At 73.1% G+C, this 23,711-nt stretch carries 29 protein-coding genes; 12 read left to right on the top strand and 17 right to left on the bottom strand.

All coding sequences use genetic code 11. The features are described 5' to 3' along the window. Nucleotides 1–55: 55 nt before the first annotated feature. The gene (locus ACQPY4_RS20980) at nucleotides 56–1,033 is read left to right on the top strand and encodes a GlxA family transcriptional regulator (protein WP_433323085.1); all 978 of its coding nucleotides are present in this window, start codon (nucleotides 56–58) and stop codon (nucleotides 1,031–1,033) included. On the opposite strand, the gene ACQPY4_RS20975 is transcribed toward ACQPY4_RS20980, so the two are convergent. Then, nucleotides 1,030–1,806 carry an alpha/beta fold hydrolase gene (locus ACQPY4_RS20975; RefSeq protein WP_433323083.1) on the bottom strand — a complete coding sequence of 259 codons (777 nt, stop codon included), beginning with the start codon at nucleotides 1,804–1,806 and terminating at the stop codon, nucleotides 1,030–1,032. The genes ACQPY4_RS20980 and ACQPY4_RS20975 overlap by 4 nt on opposite strands. Here ACQPY4_RS20975 and ACQPY4_RS20970 point away from each other — a divergent pair. Beyond that, complete coding sequence (locus ACQPY4_RS20970) at nucleotides 1,805–2,236, top strand: MerR family transcriptional regulator (protein ID WP_433323081.1); 432 nt, start codon at nucleotides 1,805–1,807, stop codon at nucleotides 2,234–2,236. The two genes, ACQPY4_RS20975 and ACQPY4_RS20970, sit on opposite strands and share 2 nt — an antisense overlap. Here the strand turns inward: ACQPY4_RS20970 and ACQPY4_RS20965 are convergent. After that, complete coding sequence (locus ACQPY4_RS20965) at nucleotides 2,191–2,943, bottom strand: hypothetical protein (protein WP_433323079.1); 753 nt, start codon at nucleotides 2,941–2,943, stop codon at nucleotides 2,191–2,193. The two genes, ACQPY4_RS20970 and ACQPY4_RS20965, sit on opposite strands and share 46 nt — an antisense overlap. Nucleotides 2,944–3,065: 122 nt before the next feature. Between ACQPY4_RS20965 and ACQPY4_RS20960 the strand changes: the two genes are divergently transcribed. After that, the gene (locus ACQPY4_RS20960; protein ID WP_433323077.1) at nucleotides 3,066–3,587 is read left to right on the top strand and encodes a TetR-like C-terminal domain-containing protein; all 522 of its coding nucleotides are present in this window, start codon (nucleotides 3,066–3,068) and stop codon (nucleotides 3,585–3,587) included. Between the two features lie 9 nt (nucleotides 3,588–3,596). Here the strand turns inward: ACQPY4_RS20960 and ACQPY4_RS20955 are convergent, their stop codons facing one another. The 3 genes from ACQPY4_RS20955 to ACQPY4_RS20945 are packed head-to-tail and all read right to left on the bottom strand — an operon-like array spanning nucleotide 3,597 to nucleotide 5,798. Then, nucleotides 3,597–4,331, bottom strand: a complete 735-nt coding sequence (locus ACQPY4_RS20955) for a DUF6882 domain-containing protein (protein WP_433323075.1) — start codon at nucleotides 4,329–4,331, stop codon at nucleotides 3,597–3,599. 35 nt (nucleotides 4,332–4,366) lie between these two features. After that, a complete protein-coding gene (locus tag ACQPY4_RS20950; RefSeq protein ID WP_433323073.1) occupies nucleotides 4,367–4,750 on the bottom strand; it encodes a tautomerase family protein in 384 nt (127 codons plus the stop codon). A 58-nt stretch (nucleotides 4,751–4,808) separates the two neighbouring features. Further along, nucleotides 4,809–5,798 (bottom strand): zinc-dependent alcohol dehydrogenase family protein, encoded by a 990-nt coding sequence (locus ACQPY4_RS20945; protein ID WP_433323071.1) that lies wholly within the window; start codon nucleotides 5,796–5,798, stop codon nucleotides 4,809–4,811. A gap of 123 nt (nucleotides 5,799–5,921) precedes the next feature. Here ACQPY4_RS20945 and ACQPY4_RS20940 point away from each other — a divergent pair, with 123 nt between their 5' ends. Further along, nucleotides 5,922–6,260: an ArsR/SmtB family transcription factor gene (locus ACQPY4_RS20940; protein WP_433323069.1), complete on the top strand. Its 339-nt coding sequence runs from the start codon at nucleotides 5,922–5,924 to the stop codon at nucleotides 6,258–6,260. Nucleotides 6,261–6,272: 12 nt separating this feature from the next. Here ACQPY4_RS20940 and ACQPY4_RS20935 read toward each other — a convergent pair whose 3' ends face one another. After that, the gene (locus tag ACQPY4_RS20935) at nucleotides 6,273–7,853 is read right to left on the bottom strand and encodes a serine/threonine-protein kinase (protein WP_433323067.1); all 1,581 of its coding nucleotides are present in this window, start codon (nucleotides 7,851–7,853) and stop codon (nucleotides 6,273–6,275) included. Nucleotides 7,854–7,997: 144 nt separating this feature from the next. Between ACQPY4_RS20935 and ACQPY4_RS20930 the strand changes: the two genes are divergently transcribed. Next, complete coding sequence (locus ACQPY4_RS20930) at nucleotides 7,998–8,858, top strand: hypothetical protein (RefSeq protein WP_433323065.1); 861 nt, start codon at nucleotides 7,998–8,000, stop codon at nucleotides 8,856–8,858. Here ACQPY4_RS20930 and ACQPY4_RS20925 read toward each other — a convergent pair. After that, nucleotides 8,855–9,646 carry a fatty acid desaturase family protein gene (locus tag ACQPY4_RS20925; RefSeq protein WP_433323063.1) on the bottom strand — a complete coding sequence of 264 codons (792 nt, stop codon included), beginning with the start codon at nucleotides 9,644–9,646 and terminating at the stop codon, nucleotides 8,855–8,857. The genes ACQPY4_RS20930 and ACQPY4_RS20925 overlap by 4 nt on opposite strands. Then, nucleotides 9,643–11,187 (bottom strand): phytoene desaturase family protein, encoded by a 1,545-nt coding sequence (locus tag ACQPY4_RS20920; RefSeq protein ID WP_433323061.1) that lies wholly within the window; start codon nucleotides 11,185–11,187, stop codon nucleotides 9,643–9,645. Before ACQPY4_RS20920 ends, ACQPY4_RS20925 begins: the two co-directional genes overlap by 4 nt. A 159-nt stretch (nucleotides 11,188–11,346) precedes the next feature. Here ACQPY4_RS20920 and ACQPY4_RS20915 point away from each other — a divergent pair, with 159 nt between their 5' ends. After that, nucleotides 11,347–11,604: a hypothetical protein gene (locus ACQPY4_RS20915; RefSeq protein ID WP_433323059.1), complete on the top strand. Its 258-nt coding sequence runs from the start codon at nucleotides 11,347–11,349 to the stop codon at nucleotides 11,602–11,604. Here the strand turns inward: ACQPY4_RS20915 and ACQPY4_RS20910 are convergent. Beyond that, nucleotides 11,562–12,230 carry a TetR/AcrR family transcriptional regulator C-terminal domain-containing protein gene (locus ACQPY4_RS20910; protein WP_433323057.1) on the bottom strand — a complete coding sequence of 223 codons (669 nt, stop codon included), beginning with the start codon at nucleotides 12,228–12,230 and terminating at the stop codon, nucleotides 11,562–11,564. The genes ACQPY4_RS20915 and ACQPY4_RS20910 overlap by 43 nt on opposite strands. 74 nt (nucleotides 12,231–12,304) lie before the next feature. On the opposite strand from ACQPY4_RS20910, the gene ACQPY4_RS20905 reads away from it, so the two are divergent. Then, entirely contained in the window at nucleotides 12,305–13,786 is a 1,482-nt protein-coding gene (locus tag ACQPY4_RS20905) for an FAD-dependent monooxygenase (protein WP_433323055.1), read from the top strand. Nucleotides 13,787–13,818: 32 nt separating this feature from the next. Next, nucleotides 13,819–14,373 carry a TIGR03086 family metal-binding protein gene (locus tag ACQPY4_RS20900; RefSeq protein WP_433323053.1) on the top strand — a complete coding sequence of 185 codons (555 nt, stop codon included), beginning with the start codon at nucleotides 13,819–13,821 and terminating at the stop codon, nucleotides 14,371–14,373. A 2-nt stretch (nucleotides 14,374–14,375) separates the two neighbouring features. Here the strand turns inward: ACQPY4_RS20900 and ACQPY4_RS20895 are convergent, their stop codons facing one another. Then, a complete protein-coding gene (locus tag ACQPY4_RS20895; protein WP_433323052.1) occupies nucleotides 14,376–15,410 on the bottom strand; it encodes a PucR family transcriptional regulator in 1,035 nt (344 codons plus the stop codon). A gap of 60 nt (nucleotides 15,411–15,470) precedes the next feature. Then, nucleotides 15,471–15,992 (bottom strand): DUF4240 domain-containing protein, encoded by a 522-nt coding sequence (locus tag ACQPY4_RS20890; protein ID WP_433323050.1) that lies wholly within the window; start codon nucleotides 15,990–15,992, stop codon nucleotides 15,471–15,473. 139 nt (nucleotides 15,993–16,131) lie between these two features. Here ACQPY4_RS20890 and ACQPY4_RS20885 point away from each other — a divergent pair, with 139 nt between their 5' ends. Next, nucleotides 16,132–16,401: a hypothetical protein gene (locus tag ACQPY4_RS20885; RefSeq protein WP_433323048.1), complete on the top strand. Its 270-nt coding sequence runs from the start codon at nucleotides 16,132–16,134 to the stop codon at nucleotides 16,399–16,401. 7 nt (nucleotides 16,402–16,408) lie between these two features. Here ACQPY4_RS20885 and ACQPY4_RS20880 read toward each other — a convergent pair whose 3' ends face one another. Then, a complete protein-coding gene (locus ACQPY4_RS20880) occupies nucleotides 16,409–17,743 on the bottom strand; it encodes an aspartate aminotransferase family protein (protein ID WP_433323046.1) in 1,335 nt (444 codons plus the stop codon). A gap of 93 nt (nucleotides 17,744–17,836) precedes the next feature. Here ACQPY4_RS20880 and ACQPY4_RS20875 point away from each other — a divergent pair, with 93 nt between their 5' ends. Both ACQPY4_RS20875 and ACQPY4_RS20870 read left to right on the top strand, forming a co-directional pair. After that, nucleotides 17,837–18,745 (top strand): LysR substrate-binding domain-containing protein, encoded by a 909-nt coding sequence (locus ACQPY4_RS20875; RefSeq protein ID WP_433323044.1) that lies wholly within the window; start codon nucleotides 17,837–17,839, stop codon nucleotides 18,743–18,745. A 9-nt stretch (nucleotides 18,746–18,754) separates the two neighbouring features. Continuing rightward, a complete protein-coding gene (locus tag ACQPY4_RS20870) occupies nucleotides 18,755–19,546 on the top strand; it encodes an SDR family oxidoreductase (protein ID WP_433323042.1) in 792 nt (263 codons plus the stop codon). On the opposite strand, the gene ACQPY4_RS20865 is transcribed toward ACQPY4_RS20870, so the two are convergent. Continuing rightward, nucleotides 19,509–20,240 carry an alpha/beta fold hydrolase gene (locus ACQPY4_RS20865; RefSeq protein ID WP_433323040.1) on the bottom strand — a complete coding sequence of 244 codons (732 nt, stop codon included), beginning with the start codon at nucleotides 20,238–20,240 and terminating at the stop codon, nucleotides 19,509–19,511. The genes ACQPY4_RS20870 and ACQPY4_RS20865 overlap by 38 nt on opposite strands. After that, nucleotides 20,237–20,875 (bottom strand): TetR/AcrR family transcriptional regulator, encoded by a 639-nt coding sequence (locus tag ACQPY4_RS20860; protein ID WP_433323038.1) that lies wholly within the window; start codon nucleotides 20,873–20,875, stop codon nucleotides 20,237–20,239. The genes ACQPY4_RS20865 and ACQPY4_RS20860 overlap by 4 nt, the downstream gene beginning before the upstream one ends. 80 nt (nucleotides 20,876–20,955) lie before the next feature. On the opposite strand from ACQPY4_RS20860, the gene ACQPY4_RS20855 reads away from it, so the two are divergent. After that, nucleotides 20,956–21,720, top strand: coding sequence for an alpha/beta fold hydrolase (locus ACQPY4_RS20855; RefSeq protein ID WP_433323036.1), 765 nt, complete (start codon nucleotides 20,956–20,958; stop codon nucleotides 21,718–21,720). On the opposite strand, the gene ACQPY4_RS20850 is transcribed toward ACQPY4_RS20855, so the two are convergent. The 3 genes from ACQPY4_RS20850 to ACQPY4_RS20840 are packed head-to-tail and all read right to left on the bottom strand — an operon-like array spanning nucleotide 21,717 to nucleotide 23,700. Beyond that, complete coding sequence (locus ACQPY4_RS20850) at nucleotides 21,717–21,998, bottom strand: DUF1905 domain-containing protein (RefSeq protein ID WP_433323034.1); 282 nt, start codon at nucleotides 21,996–21,998, stop codon at nucleotides 21,717–21,719. The two genes, ACQPY4_RS20855 and ACQPY4_RS20850, sit on opposite strands and share 4 nt — an antisense overlap. Then, a complete protein-coding gene (locus ACQPY4_RS20845) occupies nucleotides 21,995–22,393 on the bottom strand; it encodes a VOC family protein (protein WP_433323032.1) in 399 nt (132 codons plus the stop codon). Before ACQPY4_RS20845 ends, ACQPY4_RS20850 begins: the two co-directional genes overlap by 4 nt. Nucleotides 22,394–22,446: 53 nt before the next feature. Further along, complete coding sequence (locus ACQPY4_RS20840) at nucleotides 22,447–23,700, bottom strand: alpha/beta fold hydrolase (RefSeq protein ID WP_433323030.1); 1,254 nt, start codon at nucleotides 23,698–23,700, stop codon at nucleotides 22,447–22,449. Nucleotides 23,701–23,711: the final 11 nt, after the last annotated feature.

Below are 23,711 nucleotides of genomic sequence, written 5' to 3'. Positions count from 1 at the left end.
GCGCCCGCCACGGTGAGAGGCCAGATCGCCAAGTATGGGGGTAATCTCGCCAGGCATGAGCGCTCTGCGGGTCGGCGTCCTGGCCTATCCGGGTTGCTTCGCGTCCGAGGTGTACGGCGTCCCCGACCTCCTGACGATGGCCACCCACGTGTCCGGGCCGGGCCGCGCCGGATACGAGGTCGCGGTCATCTCACCGCGCCGCCACGTCACCGCCGCGGGGAACATGCCGCTGGCCGTGGCTCCGGTGCGGGAGGTCGACGTCCTGATCGTCCCGGGGTTCGAGCTGGCGGCGGGGCTCGACGTGGCGGCGCGGCTGGCGTCCCTCGCGCCGGAGATCGCCGCGATCCGCGCCCACGCCGCCACGGGCAACGCCGTCGTCTCGATCTGCGTCGGCGCGTTCCTGCTGGCCGAGGCCGGTCTCCTGGAGCGGCGCCGGGCCACCACGGCCTGGCTCCTGGCCGACGAACTGGGCCGGCGCTGCCCCGAGACCGACGTCCGCCCCGAACTCCTGGTCGTCACCGACAGGGGAGTGACGACCACGGCCGCCTTCAGCGCCATGTACGACTTCGCGCTCGACCTGATCCGCCGCCACAGCGGCACCAGGGTGGCCCGTACGACCGCCCGGGTGGCCCTGGTGGACGACGCGCGCTCGTCCCAGACCCCTTACGTCGACGTCCGGCTCCTTCCCCAGCCGGGAAACGAGTTCTCCCGCAGGGTGATGCGCCTGCTGGACCAGAACCTCGCCGCCCGCTACGACCTGGCCGCCCTGGCGGAGTCCTTCAACGTCAGCACGCGCACCCTCCTGCGGCGCTTCGCCGACGAGACCGGGCAGAGCCCGCTCGACTACCTCCAGTCGTCCCGTGTCCGCCGGGCCCGGTACCTCCTGGAGACCACCGAGCAGACCGTCGCGGCCGTCTCCACCGCCGTCGGCTACAAAGACCCCGGAACGTTCGCGGCCCTTTTCGCCAAGCACACCGGCCAGCGCCCCCGCGACTACCGCGCCTCCTTCCACCGCCCCACTGCCGGCTCCTAGCGGGCCGTCTCGTCGAGGAAGCCGGTGATCGCCGACAGCCAGGCGTCGGGCTGCTCGAAGCCGATCGCGTGGCCGCAGTCCAGATCGACCCTCCGGGCTCCCGGGATGTTCTCGGTGAGCTCTCGGGCGTGCGCGGGGGAGGCGATGTGGTCGCCCGTCGCCGCTACGACGAGGGTCGGCACGTGGATCTTGGGGAGGTCGGGACGGACGTCGACGCTCAGCAGGAGCGCCAGCTGGTCGTCGGCGCCGGGCGGCAGCGCGGCGGCGGCCTCGCGCCGGAGCGTGTCGAGCTGTCCCGGTGTGCAAGCGTCCAACCAGGGGGTGCCGAAGACCATCAGGGTCAGGTACGCCGCCAGGGTGCTCTGGTCGGCCGTGTCGTCCAGGGTCCGCCAGAGGTCGACGATGAGGCGCAGGCGGGCGTTCGGGTAGGCGAAGCCGGCCGAGAGCACCAGGGCCGTGACGCGCTCCGGGTGCCGGGTCGCGGCCCGGACCGCCACGGGCGAGCCGGTCGAGAAGCCCAGGAGGGCGAAGCGCTCCAGGCCCGCGTCCACGGCGGTGGCCACCAGGCGGTCGGCCAGGCCGTCCAGGGTGAGCGGCGCCTCGGAGCGGGGGGTGCGGCCCGAGCCGGGATAGTTCGGCGCCACGACGGTGTTGTGCCGGGCGAGGCCGTCCAGGATCGGGCCGAAGCTGTCGGGGACGTCGCTGCTCGCGCCGTGCGCCAGCAGGAGTCCGGGTCCGGAGCCTCGTACGGTGTGGTCAAGGGATGTCGTCATGACCGGCACGCTAGGGATTCACATGGATGTGAAGGTCAAGGATTGTGAGGCGGAACACATGCTCATCGGCGAGCTGGCCCGGTGCACGGGCGTGAGCCCGCGGCTCCTGCGCTACTACGAGGAGCAGGGCCTGCTCGTCGCCGAGCGGGCCGGCAACGGCTACCGCTTCTACGGCGAGGACGCGCCGTTGCGGGTGGCGCAGATCCGCGCCCTGCTCCTGGCGGGGCTGCCCACTCGGATCATCCGGGACGTCCTGCCCCGCGCCCACGGCAGCGCCCCGCTCCTCGACCCGCATCCCGACCTGCTGGCCGCCCTCGACCGCGAGCTCGCCCGGCTCGACTCCCAGATCGGCTGCCTCAACGAGGCCAGGGACACCCTCGTCTGCTACCTCAACCGCACCCGCGCACGCGGCGCGGAGACCTCACCCTGACCCGCCTTAGAGGATGCCGCCCTTGTCCGCCCGTACTCGGCCAGGGTGTGGAAGGCGGCCTTCGGCTCCGAACCGCCGGATTCGAGGATCTTGACGATGCCGAAACTCGCGGTGTCGAAGTCCCGCTCGGGGGCGTCGGAGGCGGGACGGTCGCGGGACGCGAAGGTGTTGACGAAGGCGGTGTCGACGCCTTCCTCGTCAAAGATGTCGAGGAGTTCGCGCAGGTAGGCGGCCTGTTCTTGTTCGTCCCGCACGACCCGCGCGGTCAGCCGTACGGGGCGGGCGCGCTCGTCCCACTCCAGGATCGAGTCCCCGCGCCCTCCTCGGTCGGCGGCACCCCGGTAGGTGGCGCAGCCGAACTCGGTGACGGCGAACGGCTTGCCCCGCGCGACCTGCGCCCGCAGGCTCTCGCGGAATCCGGACGCGGTGGCGGCGTCGCGGTACCCGGCGTCGGTGGCGACGAGGTCGAACGGCGTCCAGTCCACGCCTTCGAAGGGCAGCGACGCGTAGCTGACCCGTCCGCCGAAACGGGCGCGCACGGCCGCGACGGCCCGACCCAGGAAGTCGTTGACGCGCTCATGGAGCCCGGGAAGCACGGCGCGCAGGCGCTCGGGATTCGCGAGCAGGCCGAGCCGCTCCTCCAGGTTCAGGCCGGGCAGGAAGCCGTGGTTGAACAGGCTGATCTCGGAGCCGGCGAGGACGACCACCTCGGCCCCCGAGCGGCGCAGTTCTTCGGCTCTACCGGCGACGGCGGGGGGCCGCGCTGGAGGAGGCGATCCTTCAGGCCGCGGCCGAGGAGCTGAGCGCGTCGGGCTACGCGGGGATGACCATGGAGAAGGTCGCCCGGCGTGCCGCGACCAACAAGAACGCGCTCTACCGGCGCTGGCCCAACCGTGCGGCACTGGGCGTCGCGGCGTATCGGCGGCTGGCCGAGGTGCGGACGGGCGCACCGGACGCCGGGTCGCTGCGGGACGACGCGCTGGAGCTGCTCAGACGGGCGAACGCGACCTGGTCGTCACCCGGGGGCGCCGTCCTGCGGGACCTGCTCGCGGCCGCCGCGGCCGAGCCCCACCTGCTCGATCTGCTGCGCGAGCAGGCCGGGGCCGGTGTCATGGACGCGGCCTGGCTGACCCTGCTCGGACGGGCGGTCGCGCGCGGCGAGGCGCCGCCGGAGGCCGTGCATCCCCGCGTGGCCTCGCTGCCGATGGCGCTTCTGCGCGGCGAGTACGCGCTGCGCGGAACGCCCGAGGTGCCGGACGCGGTGCTGACCGAGATCGTGGACGAGGTGTTCCTCCCGCTGGTGCGCGGACGGGGCACCGGAGGGCGCCCGCCTCGGGATGGCGGGCGCTGACGGGGGAGGCTAGCGGGCTTCGACGCCGGAGTTGGCGGTGAACCCGGCGACCCGGTTGTACTGGTCGAAGTCGACGTTGACCGTGAAGTCGGGCCCGGTGAGGGTGAGCCTGGCGTGGTCGGGGGTGAACGTCGCGGCGAGCTGCCGCCGCTGAGCGTAGGCGTACACCGCGCGCCGGTGGTCGGTCAGCGGCAGTTCGGCGACCGACTGCTGCAGCACGCGCATGACGCGCGGGAAGGCGGGCGCGGGAAGCCGGAATTCGGGATGCTCGATGAGGAACGCGGCGCGGGTCCCCTGGCCGACCTCGGCGTGGTAGGACGTCCACGACCCGGAGACGACCTTGGCGGCGTCCAGGAGCATCGCGGCGACGCGGGCGGGCTCGAACCTGGGGTCGTCCGTGCCGCCGGGCAGCGCGTTGAACGGGACCTCCGCCGACGCCAGCTCGCGGATGCCGTACCGCTGCCCGAAGTCGCGAACGCGGCCGGACAGGGCGGTCAGCTCCTCGGGGTATCCGGCCGGGTTGGCCCAGGCCCACAGCCACGATTCGGGGCCGGGTGCCGCGCTGCCGAGCAGGTGGACGCGGCTGCAGGTCAGGGCGCGGCCGCCGGTGAAGTCGAACCGCTGCTCTTGCAGGTTGACGTTCCAGTTGTGCTCTCCGACGACCTCCTGCAGGTGCAGCTGGTGTTCGAGGGAGAGGATGGCCGCGTCGTCGAGGACGTTGGCCAGGGTGAGCGTTTCAGACATGCAGGGCAGGCTAGTGGAACCCGCCGACAGCCCTCTCAGGTCGCGTACTGGGCCTCGCCGTTGCCGATCGACCAGTCGATCGGCTCGTTCTCGGTCAGGGTGACGAAGAGGTTGCGGGGTTCGGTGCCCGTGTACTTCTGGGCCAGCTCGGCGATGCGGCCGTAGAGGTTCCGCTTCTGCGCCGGGGTGCGGCCGGAGCGCATCGTGATGGCGACGTACACGATGCCCTCGTCGCGGTGGATGCCGAGGTAGTCGTCGTAACGCAGCGTGCTGGGGGCGCCGTCGTGGCTGGTCAGGACCTGGAACAGATCGTCGGACGGGATGCCGAGCGCGTCGACCATGGCCTCGTGCACGGCCCTGCCCAGACCGTTGAGGCGGTCGGGGTCGGCCTTCAGCGCGTCAATACGGACGAACGGCATGTCAGCGGTCCTCCTTCGGGGACGTCGAGTTGTACATACTAGTAGGCACAGCGGCGAATCAGTGCTCGACGGTGACCACGACCTTGCCCATCTGGGCGCCCGACTCCAGGTAGCGGTGCGCGTCGGCGATCTCGTCCAGGGGGAACGTGCGGTCGATGGTGGGGGTGAAGGCGCCGCTCCGGAGGCCGGACGACAGGAACGCCCGGGCGCGGAGCAGGCGCCGGGGGTCGGTGGTGGTCTCGAACAGGACGTACGCGCGCATGGCACGTGCGCTCATGACCTCCATCGGGGGGAAGGGGGTCTCCCGCCCGCTGAGCCCGCCGTAGACGAACAAGGTGCCGCCGGGGGCGAGCGCGCGGGCCAGGGGCAGGACGCCGGGCCCGGCGACCGCGTCGAAGACGAATTCGGCACCGCGTCCGGAGGTCAGGTCGAGCACCCGTTCGGTGACGTCCTCCTCGTCGGTGACGATCACCTCGGCCGCCCCGGCCTCGCGGAGCCGACCGGCCTTGGCGCGGGTGCGGGTGGTGGCGATGGGGACCGCGCCGACGCGGTGCGCGGTCTGGATCGCGGCCAGGCCCACGCCGCTGGACGCGGCCGTCAGCACGACCGTGTCGCCCGCGCGCATCCCGCCGACCTCGACCAGGGCCCCGTAGGCCGTGAGGTAGGGCATCCAGACGGCGGCGCCGCCGACGGCGTCGAGGCCCTCGGGTCGCGGCACGACGGCCGCCGCCGGGACGATCGCGCGCTCGGCGTAGACGCCGTGGTCGTTCATCGAGAACGCGGGCACCACGCTGACCGGGTCGCCGGGCGCGAAGCCGGTCACGTCCGCTCCGGTCGCCTCGACGACTCCGGCGGCCTCGGCGCCCAGGCGGGCGGGGAACCGCCGGACCGGTTCGATGTAGTGCCCGGAGCGGAAGGACAGCTCGGCGCGGTTGAGGCCGATGGCGTCCACCCGGATCAGCAGTTCGCCGGGCCCGGGGTCGCCCACCGCCACGTCCTCCAGCCGCAGTACCTCCGGGCCGCCGTACTCATGGAATCGCACCGTCATGGCCATCGCGCACCGTCCTCTCGGTCGGGCTCCACCCAAGCCCAAGGTTCGACGCCTGTCAAACTTCGATGTTTATCGTACTTAAGGGGATGCCTTACGATGCGTGCGGGAGGTCGGGAGCCGATGGCGGTGGCACAGCGAAGCGGGCGCGAGCGCGTCCCGCCTCATCCGGACATCGAGACGATCGGTCTCCAGCAGGTGCTGGAGGCGCTGGTCGACCCGGTGCGGCGCGGCATCGTCGGCGAGCTGTACGCCTCCGGCCGCGACATGAAATGCGGCACGTTCGACCTGCCGGTCAGCAAGTCGACCGCCACGCACCACTTCCATGTGCTGCGCGAGGCCGGGCTGATCCGCCAGTACTACGTGGGCACCTCGCGCATGAACACGCTGCGCCGCGACGAGATCGAAGCGGCGTTCCCGGGGCTGCTGCGCGCGCTGCTCTCCCCGCCTGCCCAGGGCTGAGACCCCGCGTGCTCAGCCGGAGAAGCGCAAGACGACGTATTCGAGTTCGGCCGGGCCCGTGATGTGGAACTTCCCGTCCTTGGCCTGCGGCATGTAGAACGCCAGGAACAGCTCGCCGCGCCGCTGCTGGAGCGGGGCGCTCACCTTCTGGTGGAGCGTCTGGGCGTAGTCGACCTTGTTGGTGTCGGCCGACAGCGTCTGCACCCGCTTGCCCATCAGATAGTTGAAGCCCTGGTTGTCGAGCATGAGGGTGCCGCTGCCGAACTCGTAGTCGGCCAGCCCCCGGTACTCGCCGAAGCAGGAGTCGTTCTTGGCGACCTGCCCGGTGCGTTCGGTGAAGACGGAGGCGTCGGTCCACGCGCAGATCTTCAGCGCCTGCTCGCCGGCCTGCTTGGGGTAGCGCAGCTGGAAGGGCGCCGACTTCAGCGTGACGGTGACGATGTCCTTCCCGCCGTCCGATTTGAACGTCAGCGGGGCCGCGGCCGTGCCCTGCCAGAACTCCAGCCCCAGGCGCGGGGTCCGCGTCGGCCCGCCCACGGGCGCGGCGTTGAGGGACGGGGTCGGCTCCGGTTGTTTCTTCTTGGACTCGTCCGAGAACGGCCACAGCTGCGCCAGCAGCACGATCGCGATGACCGCGATCACGCCTCCGGCACCCGCGAGCCAGGGCCACGGGCGTCTGCGGGACGCCGGCTCCATCGTCGCGGCCAGGTGCGCGGGCGGCGGCCCCGCCGTCGGCACGGACGGGAAGCCGGGAGGCAGGGGCGGCGGCGCCGCGGGGAACTCCGAGGGCTTGCCCAGAAGCCGCATCAGGATCTGCTGCATGGTCGGCCGGGCCGCCGGGTCCTTGCGCAGGCCGGCCTGGACGATGTCGCGCAGCGGCGGCACGAGCACGCCCAGGTCGGGTTCCTGGTGCAGGATCTGGTTGATCAGCACGGGGATCTCGCCGCCGCCGAACGGCGGCCGCCCGTTGGCCGCGAACACCATGACGCAGCCCCAGGCGAACACGTCGGCCGGGGTGCCCGCCCCGCCGCTGAACTGCTCGGGGGCCATGTAGCTCGGCGTGCCGACGATGCCGCCGGTCTGGGTGGCGGCGACGTCCAGGCTGCGGGCGATGCCGAAGTCGATGACGCGGGGGCCGTCCGAGCCGAGCAGCACGTTGGCGGGTTTGAAGTCGCGGTGCGCGACCCCCGCCTGGTGGATCGCGGCCAGCGCGGTCGCCGTCGTGACCGCCAGGCGGTGCAGCCCGGCGCCCGACCTCGGGCCGCCGTCGCGCACCGACTGGCCGAGGGTCGGACCGTCGACGAACTCGGTGACCACGTAGGGCGGATCGGCGGCCAGGTCGGCCTCGATGACCTGGGCGACGCAGAACTGCGCGGCCACCCGCTGGGCGGCCGTCACCTCGCGGGCGAAACGCGCCCTGACGGCGGCGTTGGCGGCCAGGTCGGACCGCAGGACCTTGACCGCGACGGGGGTCTCGTCCGGGCCGCGGCCGAGGAACACCACGCCCTGGCCGCCCTCGCCCAGCCTGCCCTCGATGCGATAACGCCCCAGCACCTCCGGGTCGCCATCGCGCAACGGCGTTACATCCGGCATCCGAACCCCTCGATGACTTCCCGCCGACCGGCCCCCACGGATCATATGGGCAACTTCCGGACGCTCGCTCGCACCCGCCGCCCGGGAGGAGCAACCGGGCACCGGGCGCGAGCGTCCAAGAACATGGCCGGGAGAGGGGGGCGCGTGCGGGGGATCGGGATGGTGGCGCGGCACGAGCTGCGCGGCCGGTTGCTGACCGGTCCCTGGCTCGCGGTGATGGCGGTCTGGTTCGTCGTCGTGAACGGGCTCGGCGTCCTGTACCGGCTCGGCCTGGCGGTCCTGGGGTCGACGACGGGCGGCGTCTCGACGTTCGGGGCCGTGCTGGTCGCGGTGCTGGTGCTGACCCTGGCGATGGTTCCCGCGCTGGCGGCGCAGGCCACGAGCCTGGAGCGCGGCACGCCCGCGCGGGCGACGGCCGCCGACCTCGCGCTGGGGAGGTTCGCCGCCGTCTGGGCGGCCGGGACGATCCTGCTGGCGCTCGCCTTCCCCTGCCTGGCGCTCCCGGTGCTCGAGGGCGCCGTGGGGATCGGCCGGGCCGTCGTGGTGATCACGGTCGCGGCCGTGCTGGTCGGCGTGGTGAGCGCGATCTCGGTGATGTGGTCGGCGGTGCTGGGGCGTGCCGCCGTCTCGGCCCTGGCGGCGTACCTGAGCCTGTTCGTCCTGCTGGCCGGGCCTCCCGCCGCGTTCCAGGTCGCCGCGGTGCTCGTCGACGCGGCCGCCTCCGAGCGGCGCGCCGACCTGGTGTGGTGGTTGCAGGCGCCCCAGCCCGTGCTGGTGATGGCCGACGCGGCACCGCGCCCGGACGGGACGGCCGTGATCGACGGGACCGTGACGTCCGTCGAGAGGGCCGACCCGCTGACCACCATCGGCAAGCAACTCCGCCAGACCCGGGTGCGCGACGGTGATTCAGGTGGAGGCCCCGTGTGGCCCTACGGCCTCGCCTTCGATCTGGCTCTGGCGGCGGGCGCGCTGTGGTTCGCCGCCCGCCGGGTCCGCCTGCCCTAGGGCACCTTGCGGGGGACCACACCGGCCTGGGCCAGGAACGGGTCCAGGCGGTCGGCCAGCCGGGCGAGGTTGTGGCTCGGGACCTGGGGATACAGGTGGTGCTCCAGGTGGTAGGTCAGCTCCAGGAACAGCGCGGGAATGACGCGTCCGCGCAGGGTGTGGGTCTGCGTCAGCGGCTCGTCGCCGTAGTGGCGGTGCGGCAGGTGGACGGTGAGCAGCGGGTAGACCCAGCTGCCCACGACCATCATGATCGCGTAGACGAGCAGGCCGCGCCAGAACAGCGCCCCGGCGGCGACGGCCAGGAACGGCACCGACGCCTCGGCCAGCAGCCAGAGCCGCTGCCTCCCCCCGGCCCTGCCGTACGCCCACCACCACAGGCGGATCAGGAAGAAGGGGCCGTAGAGGATCGCGCCGAGCAGGCTCTGGTCGGCCGGACGGCCCTCCGGATCGTCCGGGCTCGGGAACGTCCGGTGATGCTGGAGATGGGTGGCCCGGTAGGCGTGGCCGCTCTCCAGCAGCACCGCGCCGAGCAGGAACAGCGCCCATTCGGTGCTCGCGCGGCCGAGGCCCAGCGAGCGGTGGACGACGTCGTGGGTGGCCGTCACCACCGCGACGAAGATCCCGAACGCGATCAGCGGCGTGACCGCCCACCAGCCCGCCCACACGGCCAGGACGAACAGCGCGACCCCGGCGTACGGCAGCGACAGCGCGACGACGCGGCGGCGGCGCGTGGTGACCAGGAGATCGGGGCCCAGATCGGCCAGGCGCGGCACCGGGGAGGCGCTCATCGGGCCGTCCGCCGGGCGGCCTTGAGCGCCCGGGCCGCCACGATCCGGCTGCCGAGCGCGCAGGACACGGTGCCGAGCCCGGGCCAGGTCGAGTCGCCCGTCAGCCAGAGACCGGGCACGCCGAGGGAGTGCGGGATCGCGTTCTGGTTGGCGTTGGACGGCGTCTGCCGTGCTCCGCCGACGGCCCCGCGCGGACGGAACGCGTAGCGCTCGTAGGTGCGGGGCGTGCCGACGTCCCAGACCCGGGCCCGTTCCCCGAGGTTCGGATGGACGCGGCGGGCCAGGCCGACGAGCCGTTCACCCGTCTCGCGCCTGCGCCGCTCGTAGTCCCCGGCCGTCAGCCCTTCCCAGTCGGCCAGCTCGGTGTGCGTGGAGATCATCACGGCGCGGTGGCCCGGGGGCGCGCTGTCGGTGTCGCCGGGCGCCGAGACCGAGACGAACATGTTGTTGCCGTCGCCGAGCGGGCGCGCGTAGTCCTGGAGCAGCTGGTGATGGGTGAACTCCTGTCCGGAGACCTCGTCGTCGGGCACGCCGAGGAAGACCACGATCGCGCCGCCCAGATCGCCCTCGTCCCGCTGGAGATAGGGGCGCAGCGGCGCCGCCAGGGCCGGGACGACCCGCGCGGTCGTCGCGGCGGGCAGCGCGCTCACCACCTGCTCGGTGTGCACCACGCCCCGCGAGGTGAGAACCTCGAACGCACCCGCGCGGCCGTGCACCGACTGCGCCGCACAGCCCACACGCAGTTGGCCGCCCAGCGTCCGGTAGTGCTCGGTGAAACGCCGCCAGAAGCCGCGCATGCCGCCCGTGGCCCGGGTGAGCCCGGCGCCCCGGATGGTGACGCCGAGCGCCGCGTTGATGAGCGGGGCCCGGTCGACCGTGCTGTGCACGGTGTCCTCGACCAGCATCGACAGCAGGCCCACCAGCGGAGCCTCGCCGCGCAGCCCGTGCCGGGACAGGGCTTGGCCCAGGGTGGTGTTCATGTGGCGGGTCAGCGGGAGGTTGCGCGGGCCGATCGCGCCGAGGTTGTGGACCAGGTCGGACGGCCGCCGCATCGGCAGCCGCACCCCGGCGCGGCTGGCGTCCCAGAACACGTGCGCGAGCCGGTCGAGCTCCGCCCAGAACGCCCGGTGCCGCGCGGTGTCGCCCAGCGCGCGCAGCCGCTCGCGGTGCCAGGCCCGGGTGTCGCGGTGCAGGACGAGCTCGCGGTCGGGCAGCCAGGCCACGTAGCCGGGCAGCCGCTCTCCGGGGACCGGCTCCATCCCGACGCTGTCGAGCAGCTCGGCGCCGACCCCGCCGGGCTCGAAGTCGACCATCGTGGTGGCGCCGACGTCGAACGAGAAGCCCCGCTTGCGGTAGTAGCCCGCGCACCCGCCCACGTGGCCGTGCGCCTCGATCACCACGGTCGAGACCCCGGCCGCCTGGAGCCGGGCCGCCGTCGCCATCCCGGCCAGCCCGCCGCCCAGGACCGCCACCTGGCACGACACCGGGAACCGCGCCGGGCGCGGGCGGCGTGTTTCGGGTGGACGTCGCGTGCTGACCATTGGTTCAAGGTCACGCACGCGGCTCGTGCGCGTCAATAGAACGTTCCGGCCACGTTCCGCGAGGTCTTCGAAGGCGCGTGTTGGGCGGGCACGCACGGCGGGGGCGGAGGCATCGCTCGGTGTGGAGACGGCCCTCGCCGTCCCGTCCGGCGTGACGTGGTGCGCGGCGTCCCCCCGGCGCGCACGCCGCACGAGCTGGCCAGAGTGCTTCGCGCGGCGGGCATGCCGGAGAAGGCGCTGAAGGCCACGGCGCTGTGGCTGGTTTCGGGCAGACGGGAGCCCGTCCACACGCGGACCGCCTACATCAGGGACGTGGGCTGGTGGGCCGGGCGGTGCCGCGTCCGTGGCTGCGACTCGCTGGACCGCTCGCCCGCCTACGAGCTGGCCGCGTCGGTCACGCCCGACCGGGACTCCTGAGGCCGCATCCCGGCCAGGATCACCGACAGGCCGTGCTCGAAGCCCGTGTCGGCGTCGGGCGTGAACATGCCGGAGAGGACCTGGGCGGCCAGCGGGTACCGCTCGGCGTCGATCTCCTGCGCGATCCGTTCGGGACGGTAGGGGTCGTCCTCCCCGTATTCGGCGCCTGAGCGCGCCTGCTCCTCGATGGTGTACCCGACCGTGTAGTGGTACAGCACCGCGTAGGCGTGGGCGGCCTCGCGGGGCGGGAACCCGGCGTCCTGGAGCGTGCGCAGGGTCAGCTCCAGCGTTCTGACCAGCGTCGGGTTCATCACGTAGGTCCCGGCCAGGACGCGGGCGCCGTCGCGGTGGCCGAGCATCGTGCGGCGCAGGCGGCGGGCCGAGCCCGCGAGCCATTCCTGCCAGGGCGTGCCGGGGCGCGGGGCCTCCAGCGTTTCCATGGCCTCAACGAAGATGATCGCGGCCATGGCGTCCAGGAGCTCGCGTTTGTTCTTGACGTGCCAGTACAGCGTGGGCGCGCGGACGCCGAGCTCGTCGGCGACCAGGCGCATGGTGAGGCCGTCCAGGCCGGTGCCGTCCAGCAGCCGCAGCGCGGCGTGCGCGACCACCTCAGCGTTGATCTTCAACCGGCCCCTCCATGCTCGCTTGACACTCTAACATCGTTCGAGTTTTCTCTAATGACGTTAGAGAGGGAGGTCGGATGAGCGATGTGGTGATCGTCGGTGCGGGCCCGACCGGGCTGATGCTGGCCTGCGAGCTCCGGCTGGCGGGCGCCCGGGTGGTCGTGCTGGACCGGCTCGCCCGGCGCGGCGAGGAGTCCCGCGCGGGCGGGCTGCACGCCAGGACGCTGGAGGTCTTCGACCAGCGCGGCATTCTCGATCGCGTCGCGGCCCGGGGCCGCATGGTGCGGGCGGCGCACTTCTCGGCGCTGTGGCTCGACATGAGCGGGTCCGAGACCCGCCATCCCTACCTGCTGGGGATCTTGCAGGTCGAGCTGGAACGGGTGCTGGAGGCGCGCGCCGCCGAGCTCGGCGTCCGCGTGCGCTGGTCGTCGGAGGTGACGGGCCTGGACCAGGACGACACCGGCGTCGAGGTCCGGCTGGCCGGGAGCGCGCCGCTCCGCGCGCGCTACCTGGTGGGCTGCGACGGAGGGCGCAGCACCGTGCGCAAGCTCGCCGGGATCGGCTTCCCCGGCACCGACGCCACCATGACCGCGCTGCTCGGCGATGTCGAGCTCACCGACCCGCCCGGCCGCATGATCTTCACCGAGCGGCGCGAGCGGGGCGACTACTCCGTCCTGGACCTGGAGAACTTCTCCATGGGCGAGCTGGAGGGCTCCAGCTGGTACCGCGTGATGGTCAGCGAGTACGACCGCGTGCCCGACCGGAACGCGCCGGTCACGCTGGACGCCCTGCGCGAGGCGCTGCTGAGGGTCGCCGGAACCGACTTCGGCATGCGCGCGCCCCGCTGGCTGTCGCGTTTCGGCGACACCGCCCGCCAGGCCGACCGGTACCGCGCGGGACGCGTGTTCCTGGCCGGGGACGCGGCGCACATCCACTTCCCGGCCGGTGGCCAGGGCCTGACCCTCGGGCTCCAGGACGCGGTCAACCTCGGCTGGAAGCTCGGCCAGGCGATCCGGGGCGAGGCGTCCGGCGGCCTGCTCGACAGCTACCACGACGAGCGCCACCCGGTCGGCGAGCGCGTGCTGACGAACACCCGCTCGCAGACCGCCCTCCTGCGTCCCGGCGCGCACACCGGCGCGCTGCGCGAGGTGCTCGCCGGGCTCATCCGGATCCCGGAGGTCAACCGCCATCTCGTCGGCATGATCACCGCCCTGGACGTCACCTACCCGATGGGGGAGGGCCACCCGCTGCTGGGACGCCGGGTGCCCGACCTCGCCCTCAGGGTCGGCGGGGGCGCCACGCGCGTGTTCGAGCTGCTGCGCGCGGCCCGTCCCGTCCTGCTGGGGCTCGGCGAGCCGGGCCTGGCCGCCGTCGCCGAACGCTGGTGGAGCCGCGTCGACCTCGTGGAGGCCAGCCATCGCGACCAGGAGGATTCCCCGCCGGGCGCGCTGCTCATCCGTCCCGACGGCCATGTCGCCTGGACTCCGGACGGCGCCGAACCGCTCGAATCGGCGCTCACCCGGTGGTGTGGCCCTGCCGGCGAGCCGGTCCTAGGCTGATGACCGGATCTCCCGGGAGTGAGGGGCCGCCAATGATCCCCGACCGCTTCGTCCGCTCGCTGGACGCCTTCGAGTCGGTGCTGCTCGCCGTTCCCGCCGACCGGTGGCTCGCGCCCTCGCCCTGTGACGACTGGGCCGCCATCGACGTGGCGGGCCATGTCATCGCCGGTCTCCTGCTGATCGAGATGCGCGCCGCGGGCACACCCCTGCCGGACGCCGATCCCGGCTGGCGCGAGACGGCGGGGGAGGACCCCGTCGCGACCTGGCGGTCCGTGCGCGCCCGGATGACGGCCGCGCTCGGGCCGGACGGCCTGGCCCGCCGCGTCGAGCTCGCCTTCGGCCTGGAGATCACGGTCGGCGACTGGCTGGAGCAGTACCCGCTCGAACTTCTCGTGCACGCCTGGGACCTGGCGGAGGCGACCGGCCAGACCGTCGTCTTCGACCCCGATCTGGCCCGGGGCGCCCTGGAGTCCGCGCGCCGCTTCGCGCCCCGGGGACGCGAGGCGGGAATGCTGAAGGCCGAGCGTGCGGTGCCCGGCGACGCCGACGACCAGGCCCGCCTGCTGGCGCTGATGGGCCGCGGCTGACGTCAGTCGGCCAGCAGCCGCCAGGCGGCCAGCGCGATGCGGGCCCGCACCAGCCCCGCGGGCTGGGTGACCGCGATCCCCAGGGAGCGCTCGATCTGCTCCAGGCGCCGGGCGACGCTGCTGTGGTGCAGGTGGAGCGACTCGGCCGCCCGGCGCAGCGAGCCCGTGGCGCAGTAGGCGTCGAGGGTCTCCAGCTCCTCCGGCCCCTCGGCCAGCCGGGTGACCGCGGCGACGTCGGCGTCACCGAGCAGCGCCTCGCGGGGGACGTCGGCGAGCAGCGCCAGCGCGCCCAGCTCGTCGAAGCGCAGGACGGGCTCGCGCGGGCTGGAGAAGCGCAGCGCGGTGCGGGCCTGCCGCCACGACAGGTGCGGGTCGGCGGCGCTGCCGACGCCCGCCCGGACTCCGTCGGGAAAGCGGGCGGTGTCGACCGACGCGGCCAGGATGACGCCCACATCGGCCAGCGGCGCCGCCTTCACCAGGCGGGACGGGCAGATCACGGCGCCGACCCGGTCGAGCGGCAGCCGCGAGCGGACGGCGACGACCCGGACCGGCAGGTCGACGGGAAAGCCCAGCAGCCGCAGCGCCCGGGCGCGGGCGGCGTCGTCGGTGTCGGCGCTGATCGCCAGCTCCACCAGGGCGGGGTCGGCCATGGTCGTCACGGCCGGGCCGTAGCGTTCGACGACCCCGGCGACGGCGATCGCGAGCCGGTCGAGCAGCAGCTCGTCGAACGGGCCCGGCGTGCCGGGGCGCTCCAGCCAGACCGCGCCGATCTCCTCCTCGTCCAGCGAGATCGGGAGCGTGATCGACGCGGGCGACACGGCCTCTGGCGCAGCGCGTCCGTCGGGCCCCACCCTGATGACGCGGCCGGTGCCGAGCAGCCGGATCCCGGCCACGCACTCGGCGAACCCCGCCGAGGCCCGGGCCAGCGCCGGGAGGTCTACTCTCCGGCGCATCAGCGTGTCGTAGAACATGACGACCCGGAGGGCGCCCTCCGCCTCCGAGTCCAGCTGCGACAGCCGCAGTGCCAGTGCCTCCATGCCGGAAGGATAAGCGCCGATCGTCGCGCCGACCGCGCCACCCGTCTACATCACGCCCGCCTAGACCTCGGCGGGCCAGCCGGCGGGGTTCGAGCAGGACTCGCGCGTGATGCCGGAGCCGGTCTCGGGGAAGGCACCGAAACGCTTGTGGTGCAGGTGCGCGAAGAGATAGCAGATCTCCTCGCAGTCGGCGTCGAGGATCGCCATGCGCGGGTCGCGGACGACGGCGTCGTAGAACTCGCGGCCCAGGGCGACGATGAAGCCCCGGGCGTACAGGAATCCGTCGTCGGAGCCGTCGGTGACCTCCTGGACGTCGGCGCGGTCGATGTCGTGCAGCTTGCGCTCGATCACCCGGTCGAGATCGGTCAGCTCGGCCGAGGTCAGGTTCGCGGCGGCCGTCGCGAGGTTGCGGACGAAGTCGTCCATCGCCTCCGTGAGGAGGGCGAACGGCGGCTCGCCGTAGCGCACGTCGTCCGGACCGGGGGTGCGGGTCGCCAGCTCGTGCCGGGCCCGGGTGACCTCCTCGCCCAGGGGAGCCCAGGCCGCCTCCACCATGCTCCAGAAGCGCTCTTCGTCGGTCATCGGCCACCTCGTCGTCGATCGGTCCTGGTTCCGCCGATCACCTAACCAGGCGGTGCGGACATTGTGGCGCGACCAACTCTTCCCGCCGGGGCGGCGTCTCACTGTTCGACACCGGAACACGACCACGGGGAGCGCGATCATGGCGCGGACGCTGACCGCCGACGACACCGATCTGGCCGCCCTCGACGGCCTCGGCGAGGCGCTGGGACGGCTCGGGCTGCCGACCATGATCTTCGCGTCCGGCGCCGCCCGGCGGCTGGAGGTCTTCGCCGACCAGCCCGGCTCGGTGGTCTGCGAGCGCGACGCCACCGGCGAGCTCTGGTACTGGTGGTCCTGGGCCGACCGCATCGCCCCGGCCGCCGAGCTCGACCGGGCCGCCGAGGCCGTGGCCGGGCTCCTGCGGCGCTGAACGCGGGTCAGCCGCCCACGAACCGGGGCGTCACGTCGCCGATGGCCTGGTCGAGGATCTCCAGCCCGAGGTCGAGCTCGGCCTCGGTGCTGGTGAGCGCGGGGGCGATGCGGAACGTGCCGCCGCTGCCGGGGAGCTGGACGATGTTCATGTGCAGCCCGAGTTCGAGGCAGCGGCCGGTGACCTCGGCGCCCATCTCGTCCGAGACCTCCTTGGTGGTGCGGTCCAGCACCAGCTCGACGCCCTGGAGCAGGCCGCGGCCCCGTACGTCGCCGACGGCGGCATGGCGGGCCTGGATGGCCAGCAGCCCCGTGCGCAGGCGGACGCCGAGATCCTGCGCGCGCACGTCCATCTCCTCGCGTTCGAGGACGTCGAGCACCGTGTTCCCCACGGCCGCCACCAGCGGGTCGGAGACGTGGGTGGTGAAGAACAGGAACCCGCGCTCGTGCGCCTCGCGCTCGATCTCCGCCGAGGTGATGACGGCCGACAGCGGGAGCCCGGCGCCGAGCGTCTTGGACAGGGTCAGGATGTCGGGGACGACGCCGTCGCGCTCGAACGCGTACCAGGTGCCCGTCCGGCACAGGCCCGTCTGCGCCTCGTCCAGGATGAGGAGCATGCCGCGCTCCTCGCACTTGCGCTTGAGCGCGGCCAGGTAGCCCAGCGGCGGCTCGATGATCCCGGCCGAGCTGAGGATCGGCTCGACCAGGCACGCGGCCAGGCTCCCGCACGACTGCGCGTCGATCAGGGCGAAGGCGTGGTCGAGCTGCCGCCGCCAGTCGAACGCGCCGTCGGCGTCGATGAAGTCGGGACGGTACGCATACGGGGTCGGGATGGCGAAGTTCCCCGGCGCGGGCGGGCCGTACCCCTTGCGTCCCGCGCTGTAGGTGGCGCTGGCGGCCGCGTGGGTCATGCCGTGCCAGGAGCTGGCGAACGAGACGATCTCGTGGCGGCCCGTGACGAGCTTGGCCATCCGCAGCGCCGCCTCGTTCGACTCGGCGCCGGTGGTGAGCAGCAGCGCCTTGTCGAGGGGGTCGGGCAGCGACCCGGCCAGGCGGCGGCACAGATCGACGACCGGACGCGACAGCATCCCGCTGAACAGGTGGTCGAGCGTGGCCACCTGGCGCTGGACGGTCGCGACGATCTCCGGGTGCGAGTGCCCGAGGATCGCGCTCATCTGCCCCGAAGTGAAGTCGAGGATCTTGCGCCCGCTCTCGGTGTGCACGTAGACGCCCGACGCGCTGGCGATCACCTCGGGGGTGAAGGCGCCCCCGTAGCGGGTGACGTGGCGGTCGACGTCCGACCAGAAGGCGGTGTCGGTGCTCGCGGCTTCGAAGGTCGTCATGCGGGCACCGTAACCACGCCGGATCATTCGAGTCGAGCGCATAATCTCGGCCTGGCTGTTCACCTTTTCCGAACAGTTGCTAGCGTTCGACGGGTGCCCCTGAACCCCTGGCGGCTCCAGCTGCTGGAAGCCCTCGACCGGCTCGGCACCGTCCGGGCGGTGGCGGCCGAGATGACCATGAGCCCGTCCAGCGTGTCCCAGCAGCTCTCGGTGCTGGAGACCGAGACCCGCACCCGGCTGCTCGAACGCGTCGGGCGGCGGCTGGTCCTCACCCCGTCGGGCGCCATGCTCGCCGAGCGGGCCCGCGACGTCCTCGACCAGATGGACGCCATCGAGGCCGAACTCGAAGACCTGCGCACCCGGCCGGTCGGGCGCGTCCGCGTGGCCTCGTTCGCCAGCGGCGTCCTGCCGTTCCTGGTGACCGCCGCGCGACACCTGGCCGGCGAGCATCCCGACCTGCGGGTGGAGCTCTTCGAGATCGAGCCGCACGAGAGCGTCCCGGCCCTGCGCAGCGGGACCTGCGACATCGTCGTCACGGTCGACTCGCCCGACGACCCGCCGCTGACCGGCATCCACACCGTCCCGCTGGCGACCGACCCGCTGCTGCTGGTCCTCCCGCACGACCACCCGCTGACCGCCCGCGGGACCCTGTCCTTCCCCGACCTGGCCGGCGAGCGCTGGGCCCTGGACCTCCCCGGGACCTACCTGGGCGAACTCGTTCCCCGCCTGTGCCGCCAGGCGGGGTTCGAACCGGCCGTCGTGGGCCGTTTTCCCAGCCACCCCGTCCTCCTCGGCCACGTGGCCGCCGGCCTGTCCATCGGCGTCCTGCCCGGCCTCGCCGTGGACGATCGCCCCGACGTGGTGGCCCGCCAGGTCAAACCCCTGGGCACCCGTTCGATCGTCGTCGCGGTGCGCCGGGGCAGCGGCCGTCGCGGCGCGGTCTCCGCCGTCCTGGCGGCCCTCCGCCTCGCCGCCGCCGCTCACCGCGACGGGACGTCCTAGAGTCGCGGGGTGGAGAATGCTTCGTTGAAGGGCCGCGTCGCCGTGGTGACCGGGGTGAGCAGGCGGGCCGGGATCGGCTTCGCCGTCGCCGCCGAGTTGCTGCGGGCGGGAGCGTGCGTGCTGGTGCAGTCGTGGTCGGCGTTCGACGCCGGGCAGCCGTGGGGCGCCGATCCGGTCGGGGACGCCGGGGTGGTGCGGGCGCTGGGCGGCGAGGGGCCGAGGCTGCGGCACATCGCCGCCGACTTCTCCGACAAGGGGGCCCCGGCCCGGGTGGTCGACGCGGCCGTCGAGGCGTTCGGGACGGTCGACGTCCTGGTGGCCAACCACGCGCGCAGCTCGCTCCAGTCGCTCGACGAGGTGACCGCCGACGAGCTCGACCTGGCCTGGGCGGTGAACGCCAGGGCCAGCGTCCTGCTGGCGCAGCGGTTCTCCGCCGTCCACGACGACAACCGATCCGGCGGGCGGATCATCCTGTTCACCTCGGGCCAGCATCTGGCGCCGATGAGCCAGGAGCTTCCCTACGCGATCAGCAAGGGGGCCGTTCACCAGATGACGCTCAGCCTGTCGGACGCGCTGATCGACCGGGGCATCACCGTCAACACGGTGAATCCCGGGCCCGTCGACACCGGCTGGGCCGACCCCGACCTCACCGCGCGGGTCGGGCGGGCCCTCCCGGCCGGACGCTGGGGCCATCCGGACGAGGTCGCCCGGCTCGTCCGCTGGCTGGCGGGCGACGAGAGCTCCTGGATCACCGGCCAGATCATCAACTCCGAGGGCGGCTTCCGCCGCTGGGTGATGTGAAGCTGGTCAGGGCCCGCACGACGACGGAGGGGTCCACGAGCCAGGGCCAGTGGTGTTCCACGGCCAGCTGGAGCCTGGGGAGGTCGTGCCGCTCCAGATAGTGCCGGGTGGCCGGGGGAGTCGTGCTCGCCGCCCAGAGGTAGAGCGTGCCGGTGGCCAGGTCGCGGTAACGCGTACCGGGAGCGTCCCCCAGGGCTCGCGCGTCGCGGCCCAGCGCCCACATCGAAGCGGCGTCGGCCGCTTCGACGGACTCGGCATAGCTCGCCGGGACCCGTCCCTCCGCCACCATTTCCCGGACCCGCGCTGCGAACGCCGCCTTGAAGCTCGCCGGGTCGGGGTGGTCGGCGGCCTGGCCGGAGAAGTAGGCGTCCTCGGCCGTCAGGTTCCCTTCGAGCGACATCAACCCCGTGCAGCGCGCGCCGAGCCGGTGCGCCGCCTCGACGGCGATCACCGCGCCGAGGGAATGGCCCACCAGAACGACCGGACGCGACCATTCGCGCTCGATGTACCCGGTGAGCCACGCGGCGAAGTCGCTCACCGTGGCCGCCGCACCCTCGACGAGCGCGGCGTCGTGGCCCGCCTCGGCCATCGCGGCGAGCAGCGGCCGCCACGACGCGGCGCCGTCGGCGAAGGCGGGTACGCACACGAGCGGGCGGCCCCGGCCCAGTCGTGTCACGCGGGCGTCGATGGTCATGATGATCCCCCTTCGTCCCCGTAGGCGGCGAGGAAGACGCGGACGGCCTCGTCGGCGTAGCGGTCGAGCTCGCCGGGGGCGAAGCGGGTCTGGCTCCCGTGGAACATCGCCCTGTTCATCGGGACCGACAGGACGAGCCAGTTGAAGTATTCGGCGGCCAGCAGCGGGTCGTCCATGCGGAGCAGCCCCCGCGCGGCCAGCTCCCGGAACCGTGCCGCCAGCGTGGCGTGGGCCTTCTCGGGACCGCCGGCGTACCAGGTGCGCGCCAGTTCGGGGAAGCGGTCGGCCTCGCCGATGATGACCCGCCGCATCTGCACCAGGTGCGGGCGCATGACGATGGCGACGTGCCGGCGGGCGAACTCGCGCAGGTCGCGCGCGACGTCGTCGGTGCCGGGCAGGGCGTCCACCAGGGACTCCGAGCCCGCCTCGGCCTCCCGGATGTCGCCGGTGACGATCTCGGTGAACAGCCGCTCCTTGTCGGCGAAGTGCTTGTAGACGGTCTGCTTGGACACCTTCGCCAGCGCGGCGATCTCGTCCATGCTCGCGCCCGCGTAGCCGTTCCGCAGGAACACCGTCCTGGCCGCGTCGACGATGGCCCGGTGCTTGGCCGCCGATCGTCCTCCCTCTGGGGTCATGAGGGGATAGTACTGGACGGTTCAGTACTGAGGGGAGTACTGTACCGTCCAGTACTAGAGCTCCGGAGAGGACGGCGGCCATGCCCACGACCACCTCACAGGACGGAACCACGATCGCGTTCGACCGGGCCGGGTCGGGACCGGCGCTCATCATGGTCGACGCCGCGAGCTGCTTTCGCGCCTTCGGCCCCATGGGGCCGGTGGCCGACGCGCTCGCCGATCGCTTCACCGTGTTCACCTACGACCGGCGCGGACGGGGGGAGAGCACCGACACCCCGCCCTACGCCGTCGAGCGCGAGATCGACGACCTGCGCGCCCTGATGGCCGAGGCCGGGGGATCGGCCTGCGTGTTCGGCTTCTCCTCCGGGGCCGTGCTGGCCCTGCACGCCGCCGCGGCAGGGCTTCCCATCTCCCGGCTCGCGCTGCTGGAGCCGCCGATCGACCTGGACGGCGAGCCCGACACGGCGATGATCGACCGGATCACCGAACTGGTCGCCGCGGGGCGCGGCGGCGACGCGATCGAGTACTTCAACACCAGCATCGGCGTACCCGCCGAGATGATCGCCGGGCTGCGCGGGTCTCCGGCCTGGCCCGCCCTGGAGGCCCTCGCGCACACCCTGGTCTACGACCTGACGATCACCGGGACGCTCTCGGCCGCGACGCTCGCCGCCGTCCCGGCGCCCACGCTCGTCATCGACAGCTCGGGCAGCGACGACCGCATGGGCGCCTGGGCCGACCAGGTCGCCACCCTCGTCCCGGACGGCCGCCGCCGCACCCTGAAGGGCGACTGGCACACCGTCCCGGCCGAGGACCTCGCCCCGGCCCTCGCGGACTTCTGCCGCTAGGCCAGGCGCTCTTCGAGGCGGACCGTCACCGTGTCGCCGGGGCCCTTCCCGAGCAGCTCGCGGACGTCGGCCTTGACCGGCAGCTTGTGGGTGCCGTCGCCGAGGGCCATGAACGAGCTGCGGAACGGGTGGCCGTCGATCGTCCCGCGGATCTTGACGAGCCCGCGCGTGCCGAAGTACTCGGCCGAGCCGGGCATCACCACGTACGTCCATCCGCCCTTGTTCGGGCTCTGGACGAGCGTGGCGGTGAATTCCTTGTCGAGCTCGGTGCCGGTCATCGCTCTTCCTCTCCGCGCTCCTCGACGACCGCGAGGCCGTTGCCGTCCGGGTCGCGCAACACGAACATGGGCGGGATCCCGTCCCAGAGCAGCAGGTCGTCGGCGTCGACGCCCGCCTCGGTCAGGGCCTTGTGCAGGACGGCGGCGTCGGGCGTGACGAGCCTGACGCCCGTCTCGACACCGGCCGGAGTCCCCTGGTTCGCCGGAGTCAGCGCCAGCGAGGTCTGCGCCCCGGGGGCCGCGACCTCGATCCAGCGCCCGCCGAGCTGCTCCATCGGAGCGTCGAGCCGCTTCTCCAGGCCCAGGGTGCCGACGTAGAACTCGACCGCGCGGTCCTGGTCGGTGACGGGGACGGCGATCGTCCGCACGCCGGTGATCTTGGGTTGCTCGCTCATCCGGGCCTCCTGTCGTGGTCGTTACCCAATACGACCCGTGCGAGCGGCGAAACTCATCGCGGCATGGCGAAGAGGTGATCGAGCACGGCGCCCTCGCTGACGCGCAGGCCGTCGTGCTCGTGGTCGCGGGTGACCCAGGGGCGCAGGTTCCCGATGGCCTCGGCGGTGGCGATGGACAGGCCGCGTTCGACGTACATGTCGCCGTGGTAGATCGCGGCGGCCACCGGGACGGTGTTGGAGCGCAGCCGGTCCGGGTCGTAGAGAACGGGCCATTCGGGCCGCCCGGCCAGCAGATGCGCGGCCTCGCGGAACGGTCGCAGGTTCGGGTCCTGCTCGAACATCCAGGGGTAGACGGCCTCGCCGGTGAACAGGACCGGGTCGTCGGAGGCGAACGCGGGATGCTCGTCGCGGACGCGCTGGGCCGCCCAGTTCGTGGCGCCCGGCCCCTGCGCGTAGGTGGCCTCGTGGACCAGCGCGTACAGCGGCGCGGCGGCCGTCCAGGCCAGGGTCCCGGCGACCCCGTGCAGGAACCCGTCGGACAGCTCCGTCCCGCCGGTGAAGGGGTCTTCGAGGAGGGCGTGCAGCTTGTGGCTCCCGCCGGTGCCGCCGAGCAGGTTGCCGAGCGACTGGAAGCACTCGACGGTCAGGGGCCGGCCGCCGGGCAGTTCGACGTCATGGGCGGCGAGGTGGCGGGCGACGGCCCTGGCGGTTTCGGCGTCCTCGGGGTAGCGGGCGTAGTGCTCGGTGTTCTTGTCGAGGATGCGCGGGGTCAGGGCCCGGTAGGCGTCCTCGGCGTCGGCGTGGAGACCGGGCAGGCCGCCGGTGATGTACGCCTCGGCCAGCCCTTCGGGGGCGAACGACAGGTAGGTGACCGCGCACATGCCGCCGAAGCTCTGCCCGAGGACGCTCCAGCGGGCGTCCCCGAGGAGGGCGCGGCGGATCGTCTCGGCGTCGCGGACGATGGAGTCGGCGCGGAAGTGGGTGAGGTACTCCGCCTGGTCGGCGGGGGAGGGCAGCGCGGCCAGAGACCTGCGGTCGAACGGCGTCGAGCGGCCCGTGCCGCGCTGGTCGAGCAGCAGGACGCGGTAGTCGCGCACGGCGCGCGCCAGCCAGCCCGAGGCATCGAGCGGCCTGGGGGCCGGGAAACCGGGCCCGCCCCCGAGGAACAGCAGCCAGGGCAGGTCCCGGCTCGCCGCGTCGTCCGCGCGGACCTCGCGCGCGTAGAGCGTGATCTGCCGGTCGCCCGGCCGGGCGTGGTCCAGCGGCACGGTGAAGAAATGGTCGACCTGGACGAAGCGCTCGGACATCGGCCCAGGCT

It is taken from the genome of Spirillospora sp. CA-294931, from assembly GCF_050946795.1.
Classification (GTDB): Bacteria; Actinomycetota; Actinomycetes; order Streptosporangiales; family Streptosporangiaceae; genus Spirillospora.
This window is presented reverse-complemented; position numbering and strand designations above follow the sequence as displayed.